The sequence below is a fragment of the Mucilaginibacter sp. P4_G9 genome (assembly GCF_056400985.1).
This window is the reverse complement of record NZ_JBFUKF010000078.1, coordinates 1-17,295: the sequence shown is the minus strand read 5'-3', so window position 1 is coordinate 17,295 and position 17,295 is coordinate 1. Positions and strand designations below refer to the sequence as shown.

Genomic DNA, 17,295 nt, shown 5'->3' with positions numbered 1-17,295 from the left:
GCCCGAAGCTGTTCTGCTGACACTTTAGGAAAAACGAAAGCTTTTGATTCCTAATAAATAAGTATCGTCATACGAATACCCACCAGAAAGTCCTGGAAACAGTAATGACGCTGGAGCACATGTTTCAAGAACGTATAAAAACATTACAAACAACCTCCAATAAACAAAATAATCAGCGAACTTTTTTACCAAAAAAATTAGCATATTTCAAAAATAATCCTTACATTTGATCCTACAGTATGCCAATCGGCATTTAAAACATAAATCATGTCATCATCTTCTTCCTTAAAATTCAAAACTGCTCCGCAGCTGTTGCAGTTAATTGACGATTATTTTATCCACATCAAAGGCGAATACGAATACCAGCAGGTTAAAAGCAGCCCGGGTGCAGCTAAACTTAAAACCTGGATCCGTGAGCCCGAGCCGCCTACTTTAAGCAACCTCGCACTTTACCTGGGATTTAATAGCATGGACCAGTTTAAACAATATGAAAAACGGGCAGGCTTGATAAAACCATTCAGATACGCAAAATTACGCGTAGAAGCAGCTTATGAGCAGCAGCTTTTTGAAAAGCCAACAGGCGCCATATTTGCGCTTAAAAATGCGGGGTGGAACGATAAACCGGGGACAAAACACACCGGTGCAACTAAAACCCTCAAAGTTGAAATAACCAATACCGGCCCTGTACCCGCCGGAAATGAAAAGGAGGTGGATGTTTTGATTTGAAAATTTGATGATTTGAAAATTTGAAAATTACTTTATCCCCTCTCCCTCCTCCTATTCCTCCAATGACTAATGACCAATGACAGCAAAGCGAAATGACCAACTACCCAATGACCCCAAATTCGAGGTCTCCATCCTTTTTGAACAAAATTATAATACCGATGCGCACATTGTGGTAAACCAGGGCGGCACAAGTTCGGGTAAAACCTATTCTATCGGGCAAGCCTTATTTTGTATAGCATGCCAGGCTGATAAGCAAGTAATAACCATTGTAGGCCAGGATATCCCTAACCTGAAAGCCGGTGTGTTGCGCGACGCCTTAACCATTTACARCAGCAGCGCAGCACTACAAACAGCGGTGAAAAGCTATAATAAAACCGACCGTATATTTGAATTTCATAATGGTACCATTATCGAATTTAAGAGCTACGCAGATCCGCAGGACGCAAAATCGGGCAAACGCGACTACCTGTTCATCAACGAGGCCAATGGCATAACCTATGCAGTTTACCAGGAGCTGGCGCTGCGTACCCGTAAACGGATTTATATTGACTATAACCCAAACAACAGCTTTTGGGTACACGAGCACCTGGTAGGCCGGCCAGGTGTACAACTTATCATCTCGGATCATCGCCACAATCCGTTTTTGGACGATGGCACGAGAAAAAAAATAGAAGATTTAAAAAAAGAGGACCTGGAACTGTGGAAAGTTTATGCCCGCGGCCTCACCGGGAAAATTTCGGGCCTCATTATTACCAACTGGTATGTTTGCAATCAAATACCACAGGATGCCAAACTGGTTGCCACCGGTCTTGATTTTGGCTTTACCAATGATGAAACCGCCTGCCTGCAGGTGTACCTGCAAAACGGCGAACTGTGGGTAAACGAGCTGTTTTACCAAACCGGCCTAACCAATACCGATATAGCTGTAAAGTTAAAGGCAGCAGGCGTAAGCCGCAAAACCGAGATCATTGCCGATAGCGCCGAACCAAAATCGATTGAAGAATTTAAACGTATGGGCTGGTATATTACCGGTGCAAACAAAGGCCGCGACAGCATCAACAACTCTATCGATATTCTTAAACGCTACAGAATAAACGTAACCCGCGCCAGCGTTAACCTGCGCAAAGAGCTCGACCGCTATAAATGGCGGGTCGACAGATCGGGCAAAACCATCAATGAAGCAGTTGATTCCTATAATCACCTTATCGACGCCTTGCGGTATGTGGCTTTAAACAAACTGAGGGTAAGCGGCGGAAGAAAACTAAGATCGCGGTTGCCGTACATTCCACGGGCTGCCAGTCGGGGAGTTTTTGATGAGCTGATAGGTGCCTACGGATTTAGAACCCGACAATAACGATGTCGGGTATCCACCAGTGTAATCCCTGGAAAAAAACAGTATGATATTGTTGCAAATGGGGCTGTTGTAGAGACGCATAATTGCGTCTCCCGCAGGACATTCAGGATTTGCAAGGCCGGTTTGCAAGATCAATTTGCATGTGTGATTTGCACGCGGGAAACGCAATTATGCGTCTCTACTTTGAAAATCTTAAAAAATATACTTGATAATCAACAACTTACAATCATGAACAATTGACTCTTTGCCCCTTTGCGCAAAAACTGCATTAATATATAATACTACTATCCCTGTGTAATTACAACAACCAAAAAACTCTTCCGCCAACCGGCGGAGGCCCGTAAATTATATCATGATCGAAAAAACACTAAAAACAACCCACGGAAAACTGCGTGTTACAATTCCCTCGCAGTTAAGCGATGTAACAATGGCACAAATGATGGCCATGCAGGCCAATCCAAATTTGAACGATATTGAGGCTATCAGCATTCTTTCGGGCATTGCCATTGATGACCTCTATTCGGTTAAGGACGCTAACGATTTCCTGGCCTTTGGCGATGCTGTGCTGGCATTATCGTACCAGATTAAACACCTGTACAACAGCGAAGCCATACCTAAACAGGTGAGCTTTATGCTACCGCAGGCAAGGGGGCCCAAAACAGTAAAGGTGATGCAAAACCTATCGGTTGAACCCGCTGGCGCGTTTATGGCAGCAAGGGATATTATTGCCGAAGAAATAAGCACCCATATTAAACAATTTGGCGAAGACGACTGGAAAGAGAACTTTAACCCATCATTAAGCGCATGCTGCCAGGTATTGGCACACTACTTTTATTGCCGGGCAACCGGCGAAAAATACAACGAATACCAGGCCGAAGAATTTACAAACGAAATAAAAAAAATGCGGGTAACGGAGGCACTGCCCATCGCAAAACATTTTTTTTACTGCTTTCCCGCCTTATCGAGACCGAAAACAAACTTCTGGCTTCGCCTCCTACAGTCCTGGAAAAACGGGCGGGGATTCAATCGTTCGAAAAATTTAAATACATCAACACCATAAACGCCCTTGCCGGCGGCGATATCACCAAATGGGACACCATTTTAAATATGCCCTATGAGCGTATCCTTACCAAACTGCTGCTCAACAAAACAGAGGCGGAGTACCAGAAAAGGTATGGCGATTTAGCCCCCTAACCCCCTGAAGGGGGAACTATAGTTAAATTATAACAGTGCCTATCCCTGTAAGGCAATCAAACATTTAAAACTCCCCCTTCAGGGGGCCGGGGGGCCTACTTTTCATGCGTAACCAAATAGACGCCATAGTACAAACACTTACGGGTAACCCCGCGTTTGCATATGGCACACAAAACGAACTTAACACATTGGCCGATGACACGGCTTTTCCGTGTGTATTTATGTACCCCCTGCAACCCATCGAAGTATCGCCGCAGGTAAACGGATCAGTCGATAATACCTTTACCATTTACCTGGAGTTTTTGTTCAAAACCGATTTCGGGCAATTTACGGCCGATAATGAAACTTATGTGCAGCAGGCCTTGCAAATGGCCAACCAGTTTATTGTAAAGGCATCCAGGTACCGCGAAGGCGAAGGCCGGTACTTTCGGATTAAGGCCGGCATCAAGGCCAAATGCCTGCCTGTTTACAATAAGTTTGATGTAAATACCACGGGGATAGGGCTAACTATCACGTTGCCAACCATGTACTTTGATACATTTTAACCGGCCGAAATAATGTCTTTTAAAAAATCAAAACAATAAAAATATGGCTATAGTAGCAAACATCACCCTTACCAACATTAACAGCCCCACCGACGAACAGGTTTATGCCGATGGGCACATTTTTTTAACCGATTCTGAAACCAACCAGCCGGTAAATGGCAACAACGTTATTGTAACCTTCACACAGAATGTTAACGGTAACATTTCCACACGATCTGTTGCTATACCGGGGCAGAGCATTAAAATATTTTCGGGCCTTGTTGCCGATAAAACAACGGGGTATTTTGTAACGTTTAGTACACCGCAGCTTGGTACCGTTCCAGATCCGCCGCCACCAGTTAACACCTGCGACCTGAAGATCAATTTCATCCATGTAGATAAGCCCGAATCGGCACCTGGCGCCGGCGATGCGCAAATTACGGTTAACGCGTCATCAACCTATGGCCCTATCCTATACAGTATTGATCTGGGCGATACGTGGCAGGCTTCGTCAACTTTTACCGGCTTAAGCGGTGGCGCATTGCAGGCAATGGCTAAGGATAGCAACACTCTGGGCTGTACAGATCAGGCATCAATTAATATCCATACCGTTTCAGATCTGCTGCTGAGCGATCCGTCTGTAACACGCTTAGGCGGCAAGGTTTCCCGCTGGAATGCCGCATTTAATCCTATAGTTTTTACTTACCAGCGTAAAGACTTTAGTATTACCGGCGTTACTGCGGATAATGATGCAGGCCACGCCAATATTGGTGTAAATACCACTTTCATCAACCAAACTACTCAAAAATCCATAGTAAACACGGGCGATAAAGTTTACATAAACGCCGCACCATACCAGGGCACTTATGTGGTTGAAAAAGTAACCGGCGACAACCATATTGTAATAAATACACCTTATACAGGCGATGCCGGCGGCTTTATCAATATAAACAGTATGCGGCCTTATTACAAGGTAATTACCCAAATAAGCTATATGGATAAGCTTACCGGCAGACAGGAAACCATTACATCAAACAACCGGCCCGATGGTACAGGACTGGTAAAGGCCGACCTGGCGAACTTTTTGCAAAGCTTGCTGCGGCCCGCCGATAACAGCGATTATACCCAAAGTAATTTCAGAGACGATAACATGAGCGCCAGTTACCAGGTACAATATGCCCAGCATTGGGATGATGGCACAACCGATGGCCATACATCGGCTTTTGTAACGCTTACCAATCCTTACTACGTGGTTTATGCGGCCAAACAATTAGGAGAGCGCTATGCGGGCAACCTGGCTGCATATGTTCCTTTTGCCCAGGTTAGCGATACTGATCAGCTGGCCCGCTGGGTTACTGATTTTGCCGAACCGGCCTATTCAATAGGTTATCCGTTTGATATTGGTTTTATTTACAGCGAAGAGATGGTTGGTCTGCAATTATATTGCGAATTAACCTTGCTGGATATTAACCGCCAGCCATTAGCCGGCGGGCCACAGGTAAGCAGCCTGCTCAACGAAGATGGCTCATGGCTGCTAAACCAGGATGGCAGCAAATACATTATTGCCGATCAGAATTTAATGAGCATACCTGTTCCCGGTCGGCTGGGTTTAAACAGGCTGATGATAAACGGCAGTTTCCCGCGCGAGGCATTTTACTTTAATATTGCCCTGAAGTATGAAGATGAGCATACCACGCATACGGTAACCCAAACGCAGACCATAAGGGTAGACGATGCCGTGGATGACAGATCGGTTTACTTGCGCTGGATAGGTTTAAGCGGCTCATGGAACTACTACCGTTTTGTTTTTAACCAGGAATTAAGTCTTGATGTACAAAACGCAACCATCATTAAAAACTATGTACATGATTGGGAAAACCAGCAGGGTATTGAAGAAGTGATAAGCAAAACCGCCGGGCAAAAAATGAAGGTGATGGCCGAGGACCTGTCCATAGCCGACATTAAAGGATTACAATCCGTCAAATACTCGCCCAAAGTGCAGATGCTGGTAAACAAAAACCCGGTAAAATGGCAAACCATTGTTATAAACACAGCCACCTTTAGCGAGTACGAAACCCGCAACGGTCAGGCGCCTTTCAGCATCACATTCAATATGCCATCTATCAATATACAAACGCAGTGATGGTGAGTGGTGAGCGGTGAGTGGTGAGTGGTGAGTGGTGAGTGGTGAATAGTGAGTGGTTACTTGTAAAACACGATTTCAAACACAGCTCAAAACCGAATCCCGGACCAATGACCAATGAACAAGTCATTTGATTTCGGATGTTCGATTTCGGATTTACTTTGATTTTACCAATGACAGCGCAGCGAAATGACCAATGACAAGCGTAGCGATAATGACCAATGACATCCCGGCGGAAAGTACCAATGAACTAATGAACAAATGAACTAATAAAAGATGAACGAATTACAGTTATATATAAATAACCAACTGGTTGATTTGAGCGAGGACAGCCCGATTGCCCTCAGTTTCCAGATCAATAACCTGGCCGAGGTTAAAAACCAGCAGGGCAATACCAGCAATCAGTTTAAGCTGCCGCTTACCCAGCGCAACCGGCAAATATTAGGCTTTGCCGATGATGTGGCATTTACAACCAGCCTGCCCTATGATTATTACGATGCCCGTATTATACAGGATGGACTGGAGATTGTGCCATACGGCATTGCGCAACTCAACAACATCGAACAAAATACAGCCAGTATTACCGTATTAAGCGGCAATGTTGACTTTTTTGATGCTATTGAAGGAAAGCTGTACGATATGGGCGATAGTACAACGCCTTACGGCATTAACAAACCCTTTGATAGCTATCAGCATAAGTGGAATGTGGAGAATGTTGTTGCATCGCAAATAAAAACCGATGGCTGGATATGGCCGGTTGTTGACTATGGCAACCTGGTTTACAATTTTGCGGGTGATAACGAGATTAATGTACGAAATTTAAGGCCCGGCTTTTTTATTAAAACGGCTATTGATTTGATGCTGGCGGCCAATGGCTATAAGGGTACCGGATCATTATTGAGCAACCCGGTTTACCCGCTGCTGATAGCCCAGTTTAGTAACGATAATTTTGTACATGGCGCCGATTATCAAAATCAACCGGCCACTAATGGCAGTATTGTTTATAACGGCTTAAACATTAGTATATCGCGGGCGAAAAATTCAGGTTTACAGCCTGGCGGCGAAATCGGTTTTACAAACATACAATCAGATCCTAACAGCCATTACGCCAACAACAGGTATACAGCAAAGGAAATCATCACCGTTGATGCTGCGCTCACTATCCCCACATTCTATTTTTATGGCCGGGCCTCCGGCGATCATAAAAGCAGCGTAGATATCAGCATTGTTTTGGATACGCCAGGCTTACCGAGGCAATATTTAGCAACCACTACATTTAATTTTAACGGTGGTTACGATGCCCCGAGAGATAGCGGCAGCGGCGGATCAATACAGGCCCACAAAACTTATTTAAACACCGCGATAAAAGCTACCGATATTGAAATGGGTGTTGGCCAGCAGTTATTGGTTGAATATGATTTTCACGGTGATGCTCCGTACAATTTCACCATTTACACCGGGGCAACGTTTGCCATTACCGCACAAAATGAAACGGTATTATACGGGCAGGAAATCCAATGCGAAAGGATCTTCCCGGATATCAGTCAGAAAGATTTGCTGAAAGATGTTTTACAGCGTTTCGGCATTATTTGCCAAACCGATAATACCACGCGTACCATCAACTTTGCGTCATTTAAAGATATTGTGGGCAATATGCCGGTGGCTAAAAACTGGACCAGCAAATGCCTCGACCAGGGTAAAACCATATCCTTCCAGTTGGGCGGTTATGCACAGGTAAATTATATGAAATACAAAGCCGACGATAATGTTTTACCCAACGGTTTTGCCGACGCGCAGATTAAAGTGGCCGATAAAACCCTGCCCGCCACGGCCGATCTGTTCGAAAGCCAGTTTGCCCCTACCCTGAACCGGCCTTACATTGGCGGTACCATTGCTCAAATAAAAATGATTGATGAAACATCAGATAGTAACGATTTTAGCATCGGCGTAACACCCAGGATACTAATAGACAATAAGCTGGCCCTGCATGGCATAAACGTTAAATTTACAGATGGAGACACAGCGAACGATCAATTGGTTAACGACGTTATATCGGTACCCTATTTTTACAAACCCGATGGCGAACACAACCTTTGCTTTGCCGATATGCCCGGCGCCGGCGCCGGGAAAACGCTGCCAGGTTTAAAAGCCCTTTATTACCCCGAACTGGAAAAAATACTGCAGCAAACCAAAAAGGTAGTACGCTACTTTTTACTTACCCCGCGCGACATCCTGGATCTTGACCTGCTGATACCCGTTTACCTGGAGCAGGATAGCTGCTACTATTACATCAACAAAATTGATAGCTGGCGTAAGGGACAGCCTACCAAGGTGGAACTGGTGAAGCTGGGTTAATGCCTTACGTTTAAGAGAACCACCCATGAGTTATCATTTCAGTTGCTGAATCTGAATAGAAAAAGAGCGTATACTGATCACTACTAACGTTTGTAAAAATATTAGTGATAGATAAAATATCTTCTTTTTTGATGTTGTTCTCATTTATAAATTGAGTGAGTTTATCGGCGCTGGAAAATACCGATGACTTTAATATTATCATGATAATTAGGGTAAGTGTTAGTGAAAATGTTAAAATAGTTTTTTTTTAATAATTGAGCTGTATCAGTATGTCGTTTTTGCATTATACTACTGGTTGATGTTTTCAGGCTGACCGAGAATTCGAATTCAATAGTAAGTATTCGGCCAGGTATCTGAAACAAATTGCTTTTATGCGATTCAGCCTCTGGCCGGTGTTYTCACCGTACCAGTTCCGCTTTATTTTCAATAACCTATAAATTTAATTTGCTATAAATAGTTCAACTAATTATATTTACCAATAAAATTAGCAAACAACTATAATGCAACAGACTACCAAAAGACCCCAAAAAAAATACTGGATTATAGCAACCTGTATTTGTGCTATCGCGATAACTGGATATCTAAATAAGCACTATTTATATATGGCTTATTACTATACATCTAAATTTGATCACTATAATACGGACGATAAAGTATATGTTACGCAAAGTTATTTTGATGATAAGGAGGTTGGTGTTTTGATGGGCATGCAGATAATTCGTCCATTATCAAAAGAAGAAATAGATACAATGAGCACTAATTCCTATAAGCATTTTAATGTTAAACCTGTAGCAGACCGTACATCAATTCCTTATGCCTGCATTACAGGCATTAATTTCGATATAGCTAAAATGAAACAACAAAAATCAGGGTGCATTGGTACATTTATCAAATACAGTATAGTATATGTAAAAGACGTTAGTAATAAGTATAATGTTTCCGTTATACTTTGTGCAATAAAACCAAATGAAAAAATTTTCAATAACAAAATTGCAGGCGTTTACATTCCTGATAATTTCATCCTTAAAGATAGTGTAGTTTATGTAGATCCCTTTCAAATCTCCAATAAAGAGCTTTCAAACTTTTAATTTATACTTTATCCTCCTTTTAATTAAACAGTAAGCAATATCGCATTTTTTAAATATGCCAAATGGCATTAAATACATAAAACCATGTCAGATCAAAAAATTAACGTTGATATAAATATCAACGCCGACAGCCTCAGGCAAATTCCCGAATATAAAGCTGCTTTCGATAATTTAAGCAGCGCTATAAATAACCTTAATAAGGAGGTTTTAAAATACAATACACAAAACAAAGAATCCGTTAACTGGGGCACTAAAATTAAAGCTACGGTAAAAGATCTGGTAGATACATTTAAGAGTTTTAATGACATTATCGACATCGCTACAGATGCTTTTAAAGGCTGGCAAGGGATTCTATCTGCTGCCTTTACAATTATTACTACGTATGGTCCTCAAATATTGGATTTCTTAGGCGACATGTTCCAATCTGACAAAACGAAGGCAGCAGCGCAGGCTTTAAAAGACTATAAGGAAGTGATGGAATCGTATGTCGAAAATGTTTCAGGTGAAGTTTCGCAATTGGGGATATTGATAGGTATTGTCAACAATAAAAATATTGCACACGAAACTCAAATCGAAGCAATAAAACGATTAAACAGTTTGTCGCCAGAATATTTAAAAAACCTTACCCTCGAAAATCTTAAAACTAAAGAAGGCAAACAAATGATTGATGAATACACAAAAGCGCTCAATCGTAAGGCTATGGAGGAGGCGGTTCAGGAAAAGAGAGCAGAATATGTAAAACAGAGGCTGTCTTTAAAGCCTGAATATGACGCGGCAAAAGCTGAAAAAGAAGCGTATCGGACGGGTAAAAAAAAGGATACACCTTATAAAGTAGGTGGATATACGATCAACGATGTTTACACACCTGCACGAGAGGGAACCACTGGATTCAAAAAGGAATCTTACGCAACTTTTGCAACGATTGCCGACCAAGACAAGGCTTTATTAAAGAAAATAAAAGACCTTGACGATAGCCTGGCAAATTCCCTTATAAAATATGGCCCAAAATCAAATCTTAACCAACCACATGACAAAAGTTATTGGGAAACAGCGTTAGTGAACCAACAACTGGCTTTAAATAAGTTAGAAGCTGGCACTAAAGATTTTGAATCAAAATCGAAACCCATCATAAACCGGATTAGAGTTATCAACAAAACGTTGAGTAGTTACGCTGTAATTGAAATAAAGGCGACAGATAAAAAAAAGACAAATAAAAAAGATCTTACGAAAGAGCAATTAGAAGCACGGGAAAAAGCCTACCAGGATTCCCTCATCAAACAAATGCAAGCCACTGCTAATGGCCTGGCTAAAAAGGCAGAGCTACAGCACAACGGCTATGCTGAAGAACAGGCAACTTTAAAACGTTTGTATGATAATAAGCTCATCAACCAGGAGCAATACCAGCAGGAAAGTGCCCAACTGGAAGAAAAATACCACGTTGGCATTGGCGAAATCATCAAACGAATGAATGCCGAAGACCTGGAAAAAGTAGAAAAGCAACAAAAAGACCTTGTTGAAGCTCAACAACAAAAGGAACTTATAACCAAAGACCAACACGATGTTGACAAAGCCATCCTCCCCTGGAACAAACTGGAGGCCGAAAAAAAACTGATAACAGACAAATATAACTTTGAGATCCAAAAAGCAGCTGAAGCGGGGAAGGACACGGCCGCGCTAAGGCTTCAATACCAGGAAGAGATAACAGCCGCTACCAAAAAATCAGAAGAACAACGTAAGGCTCTTGCTATACAAGCCGCCCAGCAAATATCCAGCGCTGCCTTTTCCCTCATCAGCAACAGCATCAAATCATCCAGCGAGGCCAAAATAAAAGGGTTGGAAAGCGATAAGGCCAAAGAGTTAAGCAACACCAACCTCACCAAAAGCCAGAAAGCAGCCATCGAGGCCAAATACAAGAAAAAGGAAAACGACGAAAAAGTTAAAGCTTTTAAAGCCGAGCAAAAAATGCAAATAGCCCAGGCGGTTATTAACGGAGCCATTGCCGTTACAAAAACATTGTCGACCATGGCCCTACCAGCTGCCATTCCATTTATAGCGGCAGACGTAGCCATGACGGCTATGCAAATAGCCACTATAGCATCGCAAAAACCACCAAAATTTGCCAAAGGAGGCCAGTTTATATCCGATGGCCGGGGCGCCTTATTGTCAGGCTACAGTAGTACCGACAATACCAATGCCTACCTGCGTTCGGGCGAGGCGGTTGTGGTATCCGAAGCCATGCGCAACCCCTGGGCACGTAACCTGGTAAGCGCTATTAACGTAGCCCACGGCGGCCGTGATTTCTCGGCGCCCAATACCGGTAATGGCTACGCCATAGGCGGCATATTTACCGATGGCGGCAATGCCAACCGTTACTATAACCAACCGGTAAATGATGTAAAAGAACTGGCCAACACGGTAGCCTACCAGATGATCAACAACTTCCCCCCTATTTATGTGGACGTGAAAGATGTTAACAACCAGCAGAATATACTGGCGCAAACGGTGGATAGGGTTAACTTGTAGGCGAAGCCCCCCAACCCCCTGAAGGGGGAGTTACAAAATCTTATTATTCAATTTATCTACAATAAAAAGCATCCCCTTTAGGGGACGGGAGGGGCTCATGAACATTAAAACAGCAAACACATTATTTGACGATGGCGTATTTTCGGCCATGTACAAGGCGGGGTTTATTACCACTAAAATTTTCACTTACCGTGAAATTTATCTTTGGATCCACGCCCAGATGCAGATTCGCACTATCACCAAAAACCAGGCTGTGCTGGAAGCCGAGGTAAAATTTGGCAAGGATGAGCGAACCATATGGCGGGCGTTGAATTGCTTTACAGACGACGCAGATACCCATAATTAACTTATATCAAACTGTAAACTCAGGCTTCTGTTAGCTATATTTACGCTACAATTTATTTCATGGCTACTACAGGTTATCATACAGAAGAAACAATATCAAAAAACAGCATCAAACATTTTTTTATCAGTGAAGGATACAAAACTATTATCAAGGTTGTTGCTTTTGATGAAGTAGGTACAATGCATAATAAAAAGGTTTTCAACCTTGGATTTGGCGATTATGAGGTTGTAAATGATACTGTTGATGATTCATCCAATTCTGATAACGGAGATACTTATAAAGTTTTTCATACGGTGTTGAATACCATACCCAAATTTTTCCAGGCATTTAGTGACGGAGTTATAATGGTTGAGGGTAGCGACAGCACTCCGGAATTTGTTGAAAACTGCAAATTAACCTGCAGAAAAAAATGTATGGAAGCTTCCGTTTGTAAAAATCAAAACAGGAGAATAAATGTCTACCGAAATTATGTAAATAAAAACTATGACGATTTAAAAGTATTGTACCGTTTTTTTGGAGGTTCAAAAGCCAAAAACCTCATTGAACCCTATGTTCCGGAGGAGAAATACGACTCAGTATTTGTAATTAAGAATAATTAATGTATAAATTTGTATTATGAAAACTAAAGCAGAAAAACAAGAAAAACTGGTCGAGGTACCGGAATCTGTCTTATTATCTTTAGTTGCAAATAAATTAAAGGATAAAACGCTATTTCCTGAAAAAGTAAAAAGCGCCAAAAAATATTTAAAGCAAGTTAAATTTAGTGCTCTTTAATTACTAAAGATAATACGTTAAGTAAAGTATGCTCGTAAGCAATACTTTACTTAATTTGAATTTCTACAAAGAATTCGGTTAGATTACTATTTGCTTAAAAAAAAACGAACCTGATTTACTGACAAACTACTATCACCATTGCATTAAAACATTGTTCCGATATTTGTATAGTTCAGTTGTCTGAACCGGAATTTGTCGAATTCAAGAATTAACAGAATTTCTAAAATTCGAAAAATTCAACTAATTTGTTTAATTCCGGTTCAGACAAAAAAATCAGCTTACTGACAACGTAGTGTCACCATTGCATTGAAACATTGTACCGATATTTGTATAGTTCAATCATCTGAACCGGAATTCATCGAATTAAGGAATTAGCAGAATTTTAAAGAAATTACAAAAATTCAACTAATTCGTTTAATTCGGGTTCAGACAAAAATCAACCACTGACAAACTACTGTCACCACCAAAACAAAAACTAATTACGACCTTTGAATTATGCCAATCGGCATTAAAAACATCAATCGGATTTCATTCTGAAAATTCTAAAATCCTGAAAACGGCGTAGCCTTCTTTAACGCCCCTTAAAAACAAACAAAAGGTGAAAAATTCTGATTCAGAAAAAAATCTCAAATCTCAAATCTAACATCTCATATCTAAAACTAATGAGTTACAAAATCTACTTATACGATACCGAAACTGATTGCATCGGGTCGGGCAGTTTATCATCGGCATACATACAAACGCAGTTGCAGGAAGCCGCCGGGCAGGACCTGGAAGTGCACATCAGCTCGGTAGGCGGCAGCGCGTTTGATGCCATTGCCATATATGATCTGCTTAAAAAATATCCGGGCAATGTAACTACCTACATTGATGCCCTGGCCGCCTCGGCCGCCTCTATAGTGGCTATGGGCGGCAAAACCATTATCATGAGCAAATATGCCCTGCTCATGATCCACAAACCAATGGTAGGCAGCGGCGGCAATGCCGATGAGCTTTTAAAAGATGTGCAGATGTTGAATGTAGTACAATCGCGCCTGGCGCAAATCTACATGGACAAGTCCGGGTTGGACGGAGTAACAGTAAACAGTTTAATAAACTCCGTCACCTGGATGACTGCCGACCAGGCCCTTGATATGGGCTTTATTGACCAGGTGGAGGATTACAGCCTGGATATTAACAACAGCGCCCTTATTAAAAAATACACCAGCACCGCTCCTGCGGTTTACCAGCGATGCATTAACAAAATCTTAAACAATAAAAACAACATGAACATCGAAAACAAAGAACTTATCGAAAAAACCACGTCGGTTTTGAATAAGATTATGAACTTCTTCAAAAAAGTGGTCAACAAGCAAACCATTACCGACAAAGGCACCCTGCACCACGCTGGTGAGTTGGGCGAAGGCACCGAAGTGTACAACGACGAAGACATGAGCGCCCCGGCAGCAACCGACACTTACACCACTGCCGATGGCAAAAAGATTGACGTTAAAGAAGGTCAGGTGCAAAAAGTAGCGCCCGCGCTGGAAGCCGACCCCGAGGCCGAAGATGAGGACGATGATGTACCAACAAGCAAATTAAACCCTGCAAAAAAAGCAACCGAAATTCAAAACCGCCTGCAGCAACTGAAAGCACGCCTGCATGCCCAAAACGCTTTATTAGCCGAAGCCCGCACAGCCCTTGAAGAAGCAAGTAACCGCCTGCAAAAAACCCGTACCGAGGTTAAAAACGAAATAAAATCAACCTACAGCCCCGAAGGCTCCAAACGCAGCAACAAAGCAAAAACCGAAACAACACCCTTCTTCGCCCCGCAAAGCGAGCTGGCAAAGAATGCGGTGAAAAAAGCAATCGCCCCCTAACCCCCTGAAGGGGGAACGATACTTCGCAAATTCAATTTAGTCCTTTTTAATAAAGCTATCCCCAAAAGTTAAAACTATTCCAATCAAAGCTCCTCCTTTAGGGGGGCTAATCCCTATAATTCAATCACACTAATCAAAAAGCTCCCCCTTTAGGGGGCTGGGGGGCAAACCTTTTTATGGCTCAATTTACATTCACCAACAACACCTATGCCGGCGAAGTGCTGGCCGGGTTCATGGCAAGCACGCTGCTGGAAGCCGATTCTGTAAAGCGTGGACTGCTCACCGTTATTAACGACGTTAAAGCACGCAAGGTTATTCTTGATGTGGACGACGATGTGGTACTACAAGATCCCTCAGGCATTTTCCACGATCAGGGTACAACCACACTGCAAACCGAAAGCTACCTTGACCCGGTAGTGTACGAATTTATGAAGCAGGAACAATGGGACAAACTGGCCCAAAGCTGGGAAGCCCAATCCCTTAAACCAGGCGCCTTTATGGACTATGATGGCATTGTCGACCTATCCGACTTTATGGTTCAACGTTATTTAACCAAGATCCAGGTAGCCAACGAGCGCCTGTACTGGCTGGGTAAAAGCTCAACCAAAGAAGCAACCTTTAGCGCGGCATTCCCCGGCTTATTGCCAACCATAGCGGCAGCATCGGGCGTATACAAAGTAGGCCTGGGCAAACCAGCAACAGCTATGAGCGCTACCGCAATTAATGCATCGGGCGTGGTTACCGTAGCAGATACATCAACTTTAGCTGATGGCGATGTAGTAACCATCACCCAGGTTACCGGCACCAGTAAGGATACCACCAACGGTGGCGCAGGCATTGACTTGGCAGGTCAATCGTACTTTATCCAGGTATTAACCCCCACTACGTTCAGGCTGGTACGCAACTACAACGAGGTTAACAGCCGCAAACCGGCAACATTTTTAAATACATCGTCTGCGGCAACAATCAGCTACATTAACGTAAGCAACGTATTGCAGGTTTTGGGCAGCGTTTACGCCCAGCTTGACCCGGCCGACCGCATCCAGGAAGATTTTAATCTCCAGATCCCTTTACACGTAGGTTACGCTTACGCACAGGCACAGGCCAATAAAGCCCTGAACGTTATTAACGCCTTTACGGATATGAAGAAAATGGATTACCTGGGTATTCCATTACAGATCATGAACCACTGGCAGGCCAATACCATACTGGGCGCCCGTTCATCAAACCTGTTTTTAGGGGTCGATCTGCTGGGCGATGCTTCAGAACTATCAACCGTTTACATGAAGCCCTACACTAACGATAATGTAGTACGCATGAAAGCCCGCATGAAAGCAGCCGTAAACTTCAAGTTTGCCAATGAGCTGTTTTACTTAAGCGCGTAAGCCCCCCAGCCCCCTGAAGGGGGAGCAATAGTTACCACAATTAATTCATTTTACCAATATGCCCAATTCCCCCTTTAGGGGGTTAGGGGGCTAATCAACAAAACAATCAATGTCAATTTACAATAAAATAAACGCGGGCTTTAAGCTGGGTGCAGACGAGCCTGTAACATCGGGGATAGAAGATGTGATCTACATTTTTAACCAGGATGATATTACACTAACTTATGATGTAGCCAACCCGCTTATCATAACCGGTTTAACAGCAGTAGGTACTGCAAAGCTCTACAAATTTGAGGGCACCAATAACAGTTTCAATACCATGAGTAAACTCACCAAAACACAGGTGGGGTCACGTTATACCGAGGAGATAGACTTTAACATTGCAGGCTTATCTGTGGATATTAAAGCGCAATTAATGGCGATGGGTTACGGCAGATTGCGCGCCATAGCGGTTAACAACTACAAATCAAGCGATTCGGCAGTTGAACTGTTTGGCGCCGTGAACGGATTGATCCTTACCGATGCCGAACGTAACGCTGCCGACGAAACACTGGATGGTGGTTACAAACTAAAATTAACCAACCCGGATAAGCTGAAAGAGCCATACCCACCACGCGCCATTTCTATAGCACCCGGATCAGGTTCGGCAACATATGCAAGTACTATTGCTGCCATTGAGGCGCTTGTGGCCGCATAGGTATAGTTAGGAGTAATAAGTTTTGAGTAGTGAGTTTACACCGCTTAAAACTAAACTCAACATTTAAAACTCAAAACTGTGAACTCTAAAAAATACATTCTAAAGCCCGGCAAGCATCAGTTCGCCCCGGGCTCGCCGGCAGTGCATAGCAATGATAACCTGAGCGACGAGGAAGCCAAATGGTACCTAAACAAATATCCGCATATAGCATCGCTGTTTGCCCCCCAGCCCCCCGAAGAGGGCGTTTTTATAATCAAGAAGAAAAAAATGGAAAATAAAACTGAAAGAAAATTAAAAGAGGTTAGTACGCTAACTCCCCCTTTAGGG

Annotated in this window: 15 protein-coding genes; all 15 read left to right on the top strand. The window is 42.8% G+C overall.

Annotated features, from left to right (window positions below):
- Nucleotides 1–267: 267 nt before the first annotated feature.
- Nucleotides 268–726 (top strand): hypothetical protein, encoded by a 459-nt coding sequence (locus AC1DPZ_RS09445; RefSeq protein WP_477402727.1) that lies wholly within the window; start codon nt 268–270, stop codon nt 724–726.
- Nucleotides 727–802: 76 nt separating this feature from the next.
- A complete protein-coding gene (locus AC1DPZ_RS09440) occupies nt 803–2,080 on the top strand; it encodes a PBSX family phage terminase large subunit (RefSeq protein WP_477402726.1) in 1,278 nt (425 codons plus the stop codon).
- Between the two features lie 352 nt (nt 2,081–2,432).
- Nucleotides 2,433–3,140: a hypothetical protein gene (locus AC1DPZ_RS09435; RefSeq protein ID WP_477402725.1), complete on the top strand. Its 708-nt coding sequence runs from the start codon at nt 2,433–2,435 to the stop codon at nt 3,138–3,140.
- A gap of 238 nt (nt 3,141–3,378) precedes the next feature.
- Nucleotides 3,379–3,819, top strand: coding sequence for a hypothetical protein (locus tag AC1DPZ_RS09430; protein ID WP_477402724.1), 441 nt, complete (start codon nt 3,379–3,381; stop codon nt 3,817–3,819).
- Nucleotides 3,820–3,862: 43 nt separating this feature from the next.
- Nucleotides 3,863–5,941, top strand: coding sequence for a hypothetical protein (locus tag AC1DPZ_RS09425; RefSeq protein ID WP_477402723.1), 2,079 nt, complete (start codon nt 3,863–3,865; stop codon nt 5,939–5,941).
- A 276-nt stretch (nt 5,942–6,217) separates the two neighbouring features.
- Nucleotides 6,218–8,296 (top strand): hypothetical protein, encoded by a 2,079-nt coding sequence (locus AC1DPZ_RS09420; protein ID WP_477402722.1) that lies wholly within the window; start codon nt 6,218–6,220, stop codon nt 8,294–8,296.
- Nucleotides 8,297–8,796: 500 nt separating this feature from the next.
- Nucleotides 8,797–9,384, top strand: coding sequence for a hypothetical protein (locus AC1DPZ_RS09415; protein WP_477402721.1), 588 nt, complete (start codon nt 8,797–8,799; stop codon nt 9,382–9,384).
- 84 nt (nt 9,385–9,468) lie between these two features.
- Nucleotides 9,469–11,907: a hypothetical protein gene (locus tag AC1DPZ_RS09410; protein WP_477402720.1), complete on the top strand. Its 2,439-nt coding sequence runs from the start codon at nt 9,469–9,471 to the stop codon at nt 11,905–11,907.
- Between the two features lie 97 nt (nt 11,908–12,004).
- Nucleotides 12,005–12,253: a hypothetical protein gene (locus AC1DPZ_RS09405; RefSeq protein WP_477402719.1), complete on the top strand. Its 249-nt coding sequence runs from the start codon at nt 12,005–12,007 to the stop codon at nt 12,251–12,253.
- A 59-nt stretch (nt 12,254–12,312) separates the two neighbouring features.
- On the top strand, nt 12,313–12,852 hold the full coding sequence (locus AC1DPZ_RS09400) for a DUF6934 family protein (RefSeq protein ID WP_477402718.1): 540 nt from the start codon (nt 12,313–12,315) through the stop codon (nt 12,850–12,852).
- A 16-nt stretch (nt 12,853–12,868) separates the two neighbouring features.
- Nucleotides 12,869–13,027: a hypothetical protein gene (locus AC1DPZ_RS09395; RefSeq protein WP_477383669.1), complete on the top strand. Its 159-nt coding sequence runs from the start codon at nt 12,869–12,871 to the stop codon at nt 13,025–13,027.
- Nucleotides 13,028–13,689: 662 nt separating this feature from the next.
- Entirely contained in the window at nt 13,690–14,886 is a 1,197-nt protein-coding gene (locus tag AC1DPZ_RS09390) for a head maturation protease, ClpP-related (protein ID WP_477402717.1), read from the top strand.
- A 176-nt stretch (nt 14,887–15,062) separates the two neighbouring features.
- Nucleotides 15,063–16,271, top strand: coding sequence for a hypothetical protein (locus AC1DPZ_RS09385; protein ID WP_477402716.1), 1,209 nt, complete (start codon nt 15,063–15,065; stop codon nt 16,269–16,271).
- A gap of 109 nt (nt 16,272–16,380) precedes the next feature.
- Nucleotides 16,381–16,968 carry a hypothetical protein gene (locus AC1DPZ_RS09380; RefSeq protein ID WP_477402715.1) on the top strand — a complete coding sequence of 196 codons (588 nt, stop codon included), beginning with the start codon at nt 16,381–16,383 and terminating at the stop codon, nt 16,966–16,968.
- Between the two features lie 78 nt (nt 16,969–17,046).
- A partial coding sequence (locus AC1DPZ_RS09375; RefSeq protein WP_477402714.1) for a hypothetical protein occupies nt 17,047–17,295 on the top strand: 249 nt, incomplete at its 3' end.

What these genes read in the sequence shown, in the direction of transcription:
- AC1DPZ_RS09385 (WP_477402716.1), top strand. Translation starts at nt 15,063, where the DNA reads ATGGCTCAATTTACATTCACCAACAACACCTATGCCGGCGAAGTGCTG.
- AC1DPZ_RS09425 (WP_477402723.1), top strand. Translation starts at nt 3,863, where the DNA reads ATGGCTATAGTAGCAAACATCACCCTTACCAACATTAACAGCCCCACC.
- AC1DPZ_RS09445 (WP_477402727.1), top strand. Translation starts at nt 268, where the DNA reads ATGTCATCATCTTCTTCCTTAAAATTCAAAACTGCTCCGCAGCTGTTG.
- AC1DPZ_RS09395 (WP_477383669.1), top strand. Translation starts at nt 12,869, where the DNA reads ATGAAAACTAAAGCAGAAAAACAAGAAAAACTGGTCGAGGTACCGGAA.
- AC1DPZ_RS09405 (WP_477402719.1), top strand. Translation starts at nt 12,005, where the DNA reads ATGAACATTAAAACAGCAAACACATTATTTGACGATGGCGTATTTTCG.
- AC1DPZ_RS09380 (WP_477402715.1), top strand. Translation starts at nt 16,381, where the DNA reads ATGTCAATTTACAATAAAATAAACGCGGGCTTTAAGCTGGGTGCAGAC.
- AC1DPZ_RS09390 (WP_477402717.1), top strand. Translation starts at nt 13,690, where the DNA reads ATGAGTTACAAAATCTACTTATACGATACCGAAACTGATTGCATCGGG.
- AC1DPZ_RS09415 (WP_477402721.1), top strand. Translation starts at nt 8,797, where the DNA reads ATGCAACAGACTACCAAAAGACCCCAAAAAAAATACTGGATTATAGCA.
- AC1DPZ_RS09435 (WP_477402725.1), top strand. Translation starts at nt 2,433, where the DNA reads ATGATCGAAAAAACACTAAAAACAACCCACGGAAAACTGCGTGTTACA.
- AC1DPZ_RS09400 (WP_477402718.1), top strand. Translation starts at nt 12,313, where the DNA reads ATGGCTACTACAGGTTATCATACAGAAGAAACAATATCAAAAAACAGC.
- AC1DPZ_RS09410 (WP_477402720.1), top strand. Translation starts at nt 9,469, where the DNA reads ATGTCAGATCAAAAAATTAACGTTGATATAAATATCAACGCCGACAGC.
- AC1DPZ_RS09420 (WP_477402722.1), top strand. Translation starts at nt 6,218, where the DNA reads ATGAACGAATTACAGTTATATATAAATAACCAACTGGTTGATTTGAGC.
- AC1DPZ_RS09430 (WP_477402724.1), top strand. Translation starts at nt 3,379, where the DNA reads ATGCGTAACCAAATAGACGCCATAGTACAAACACTTACGGGTAACCCC.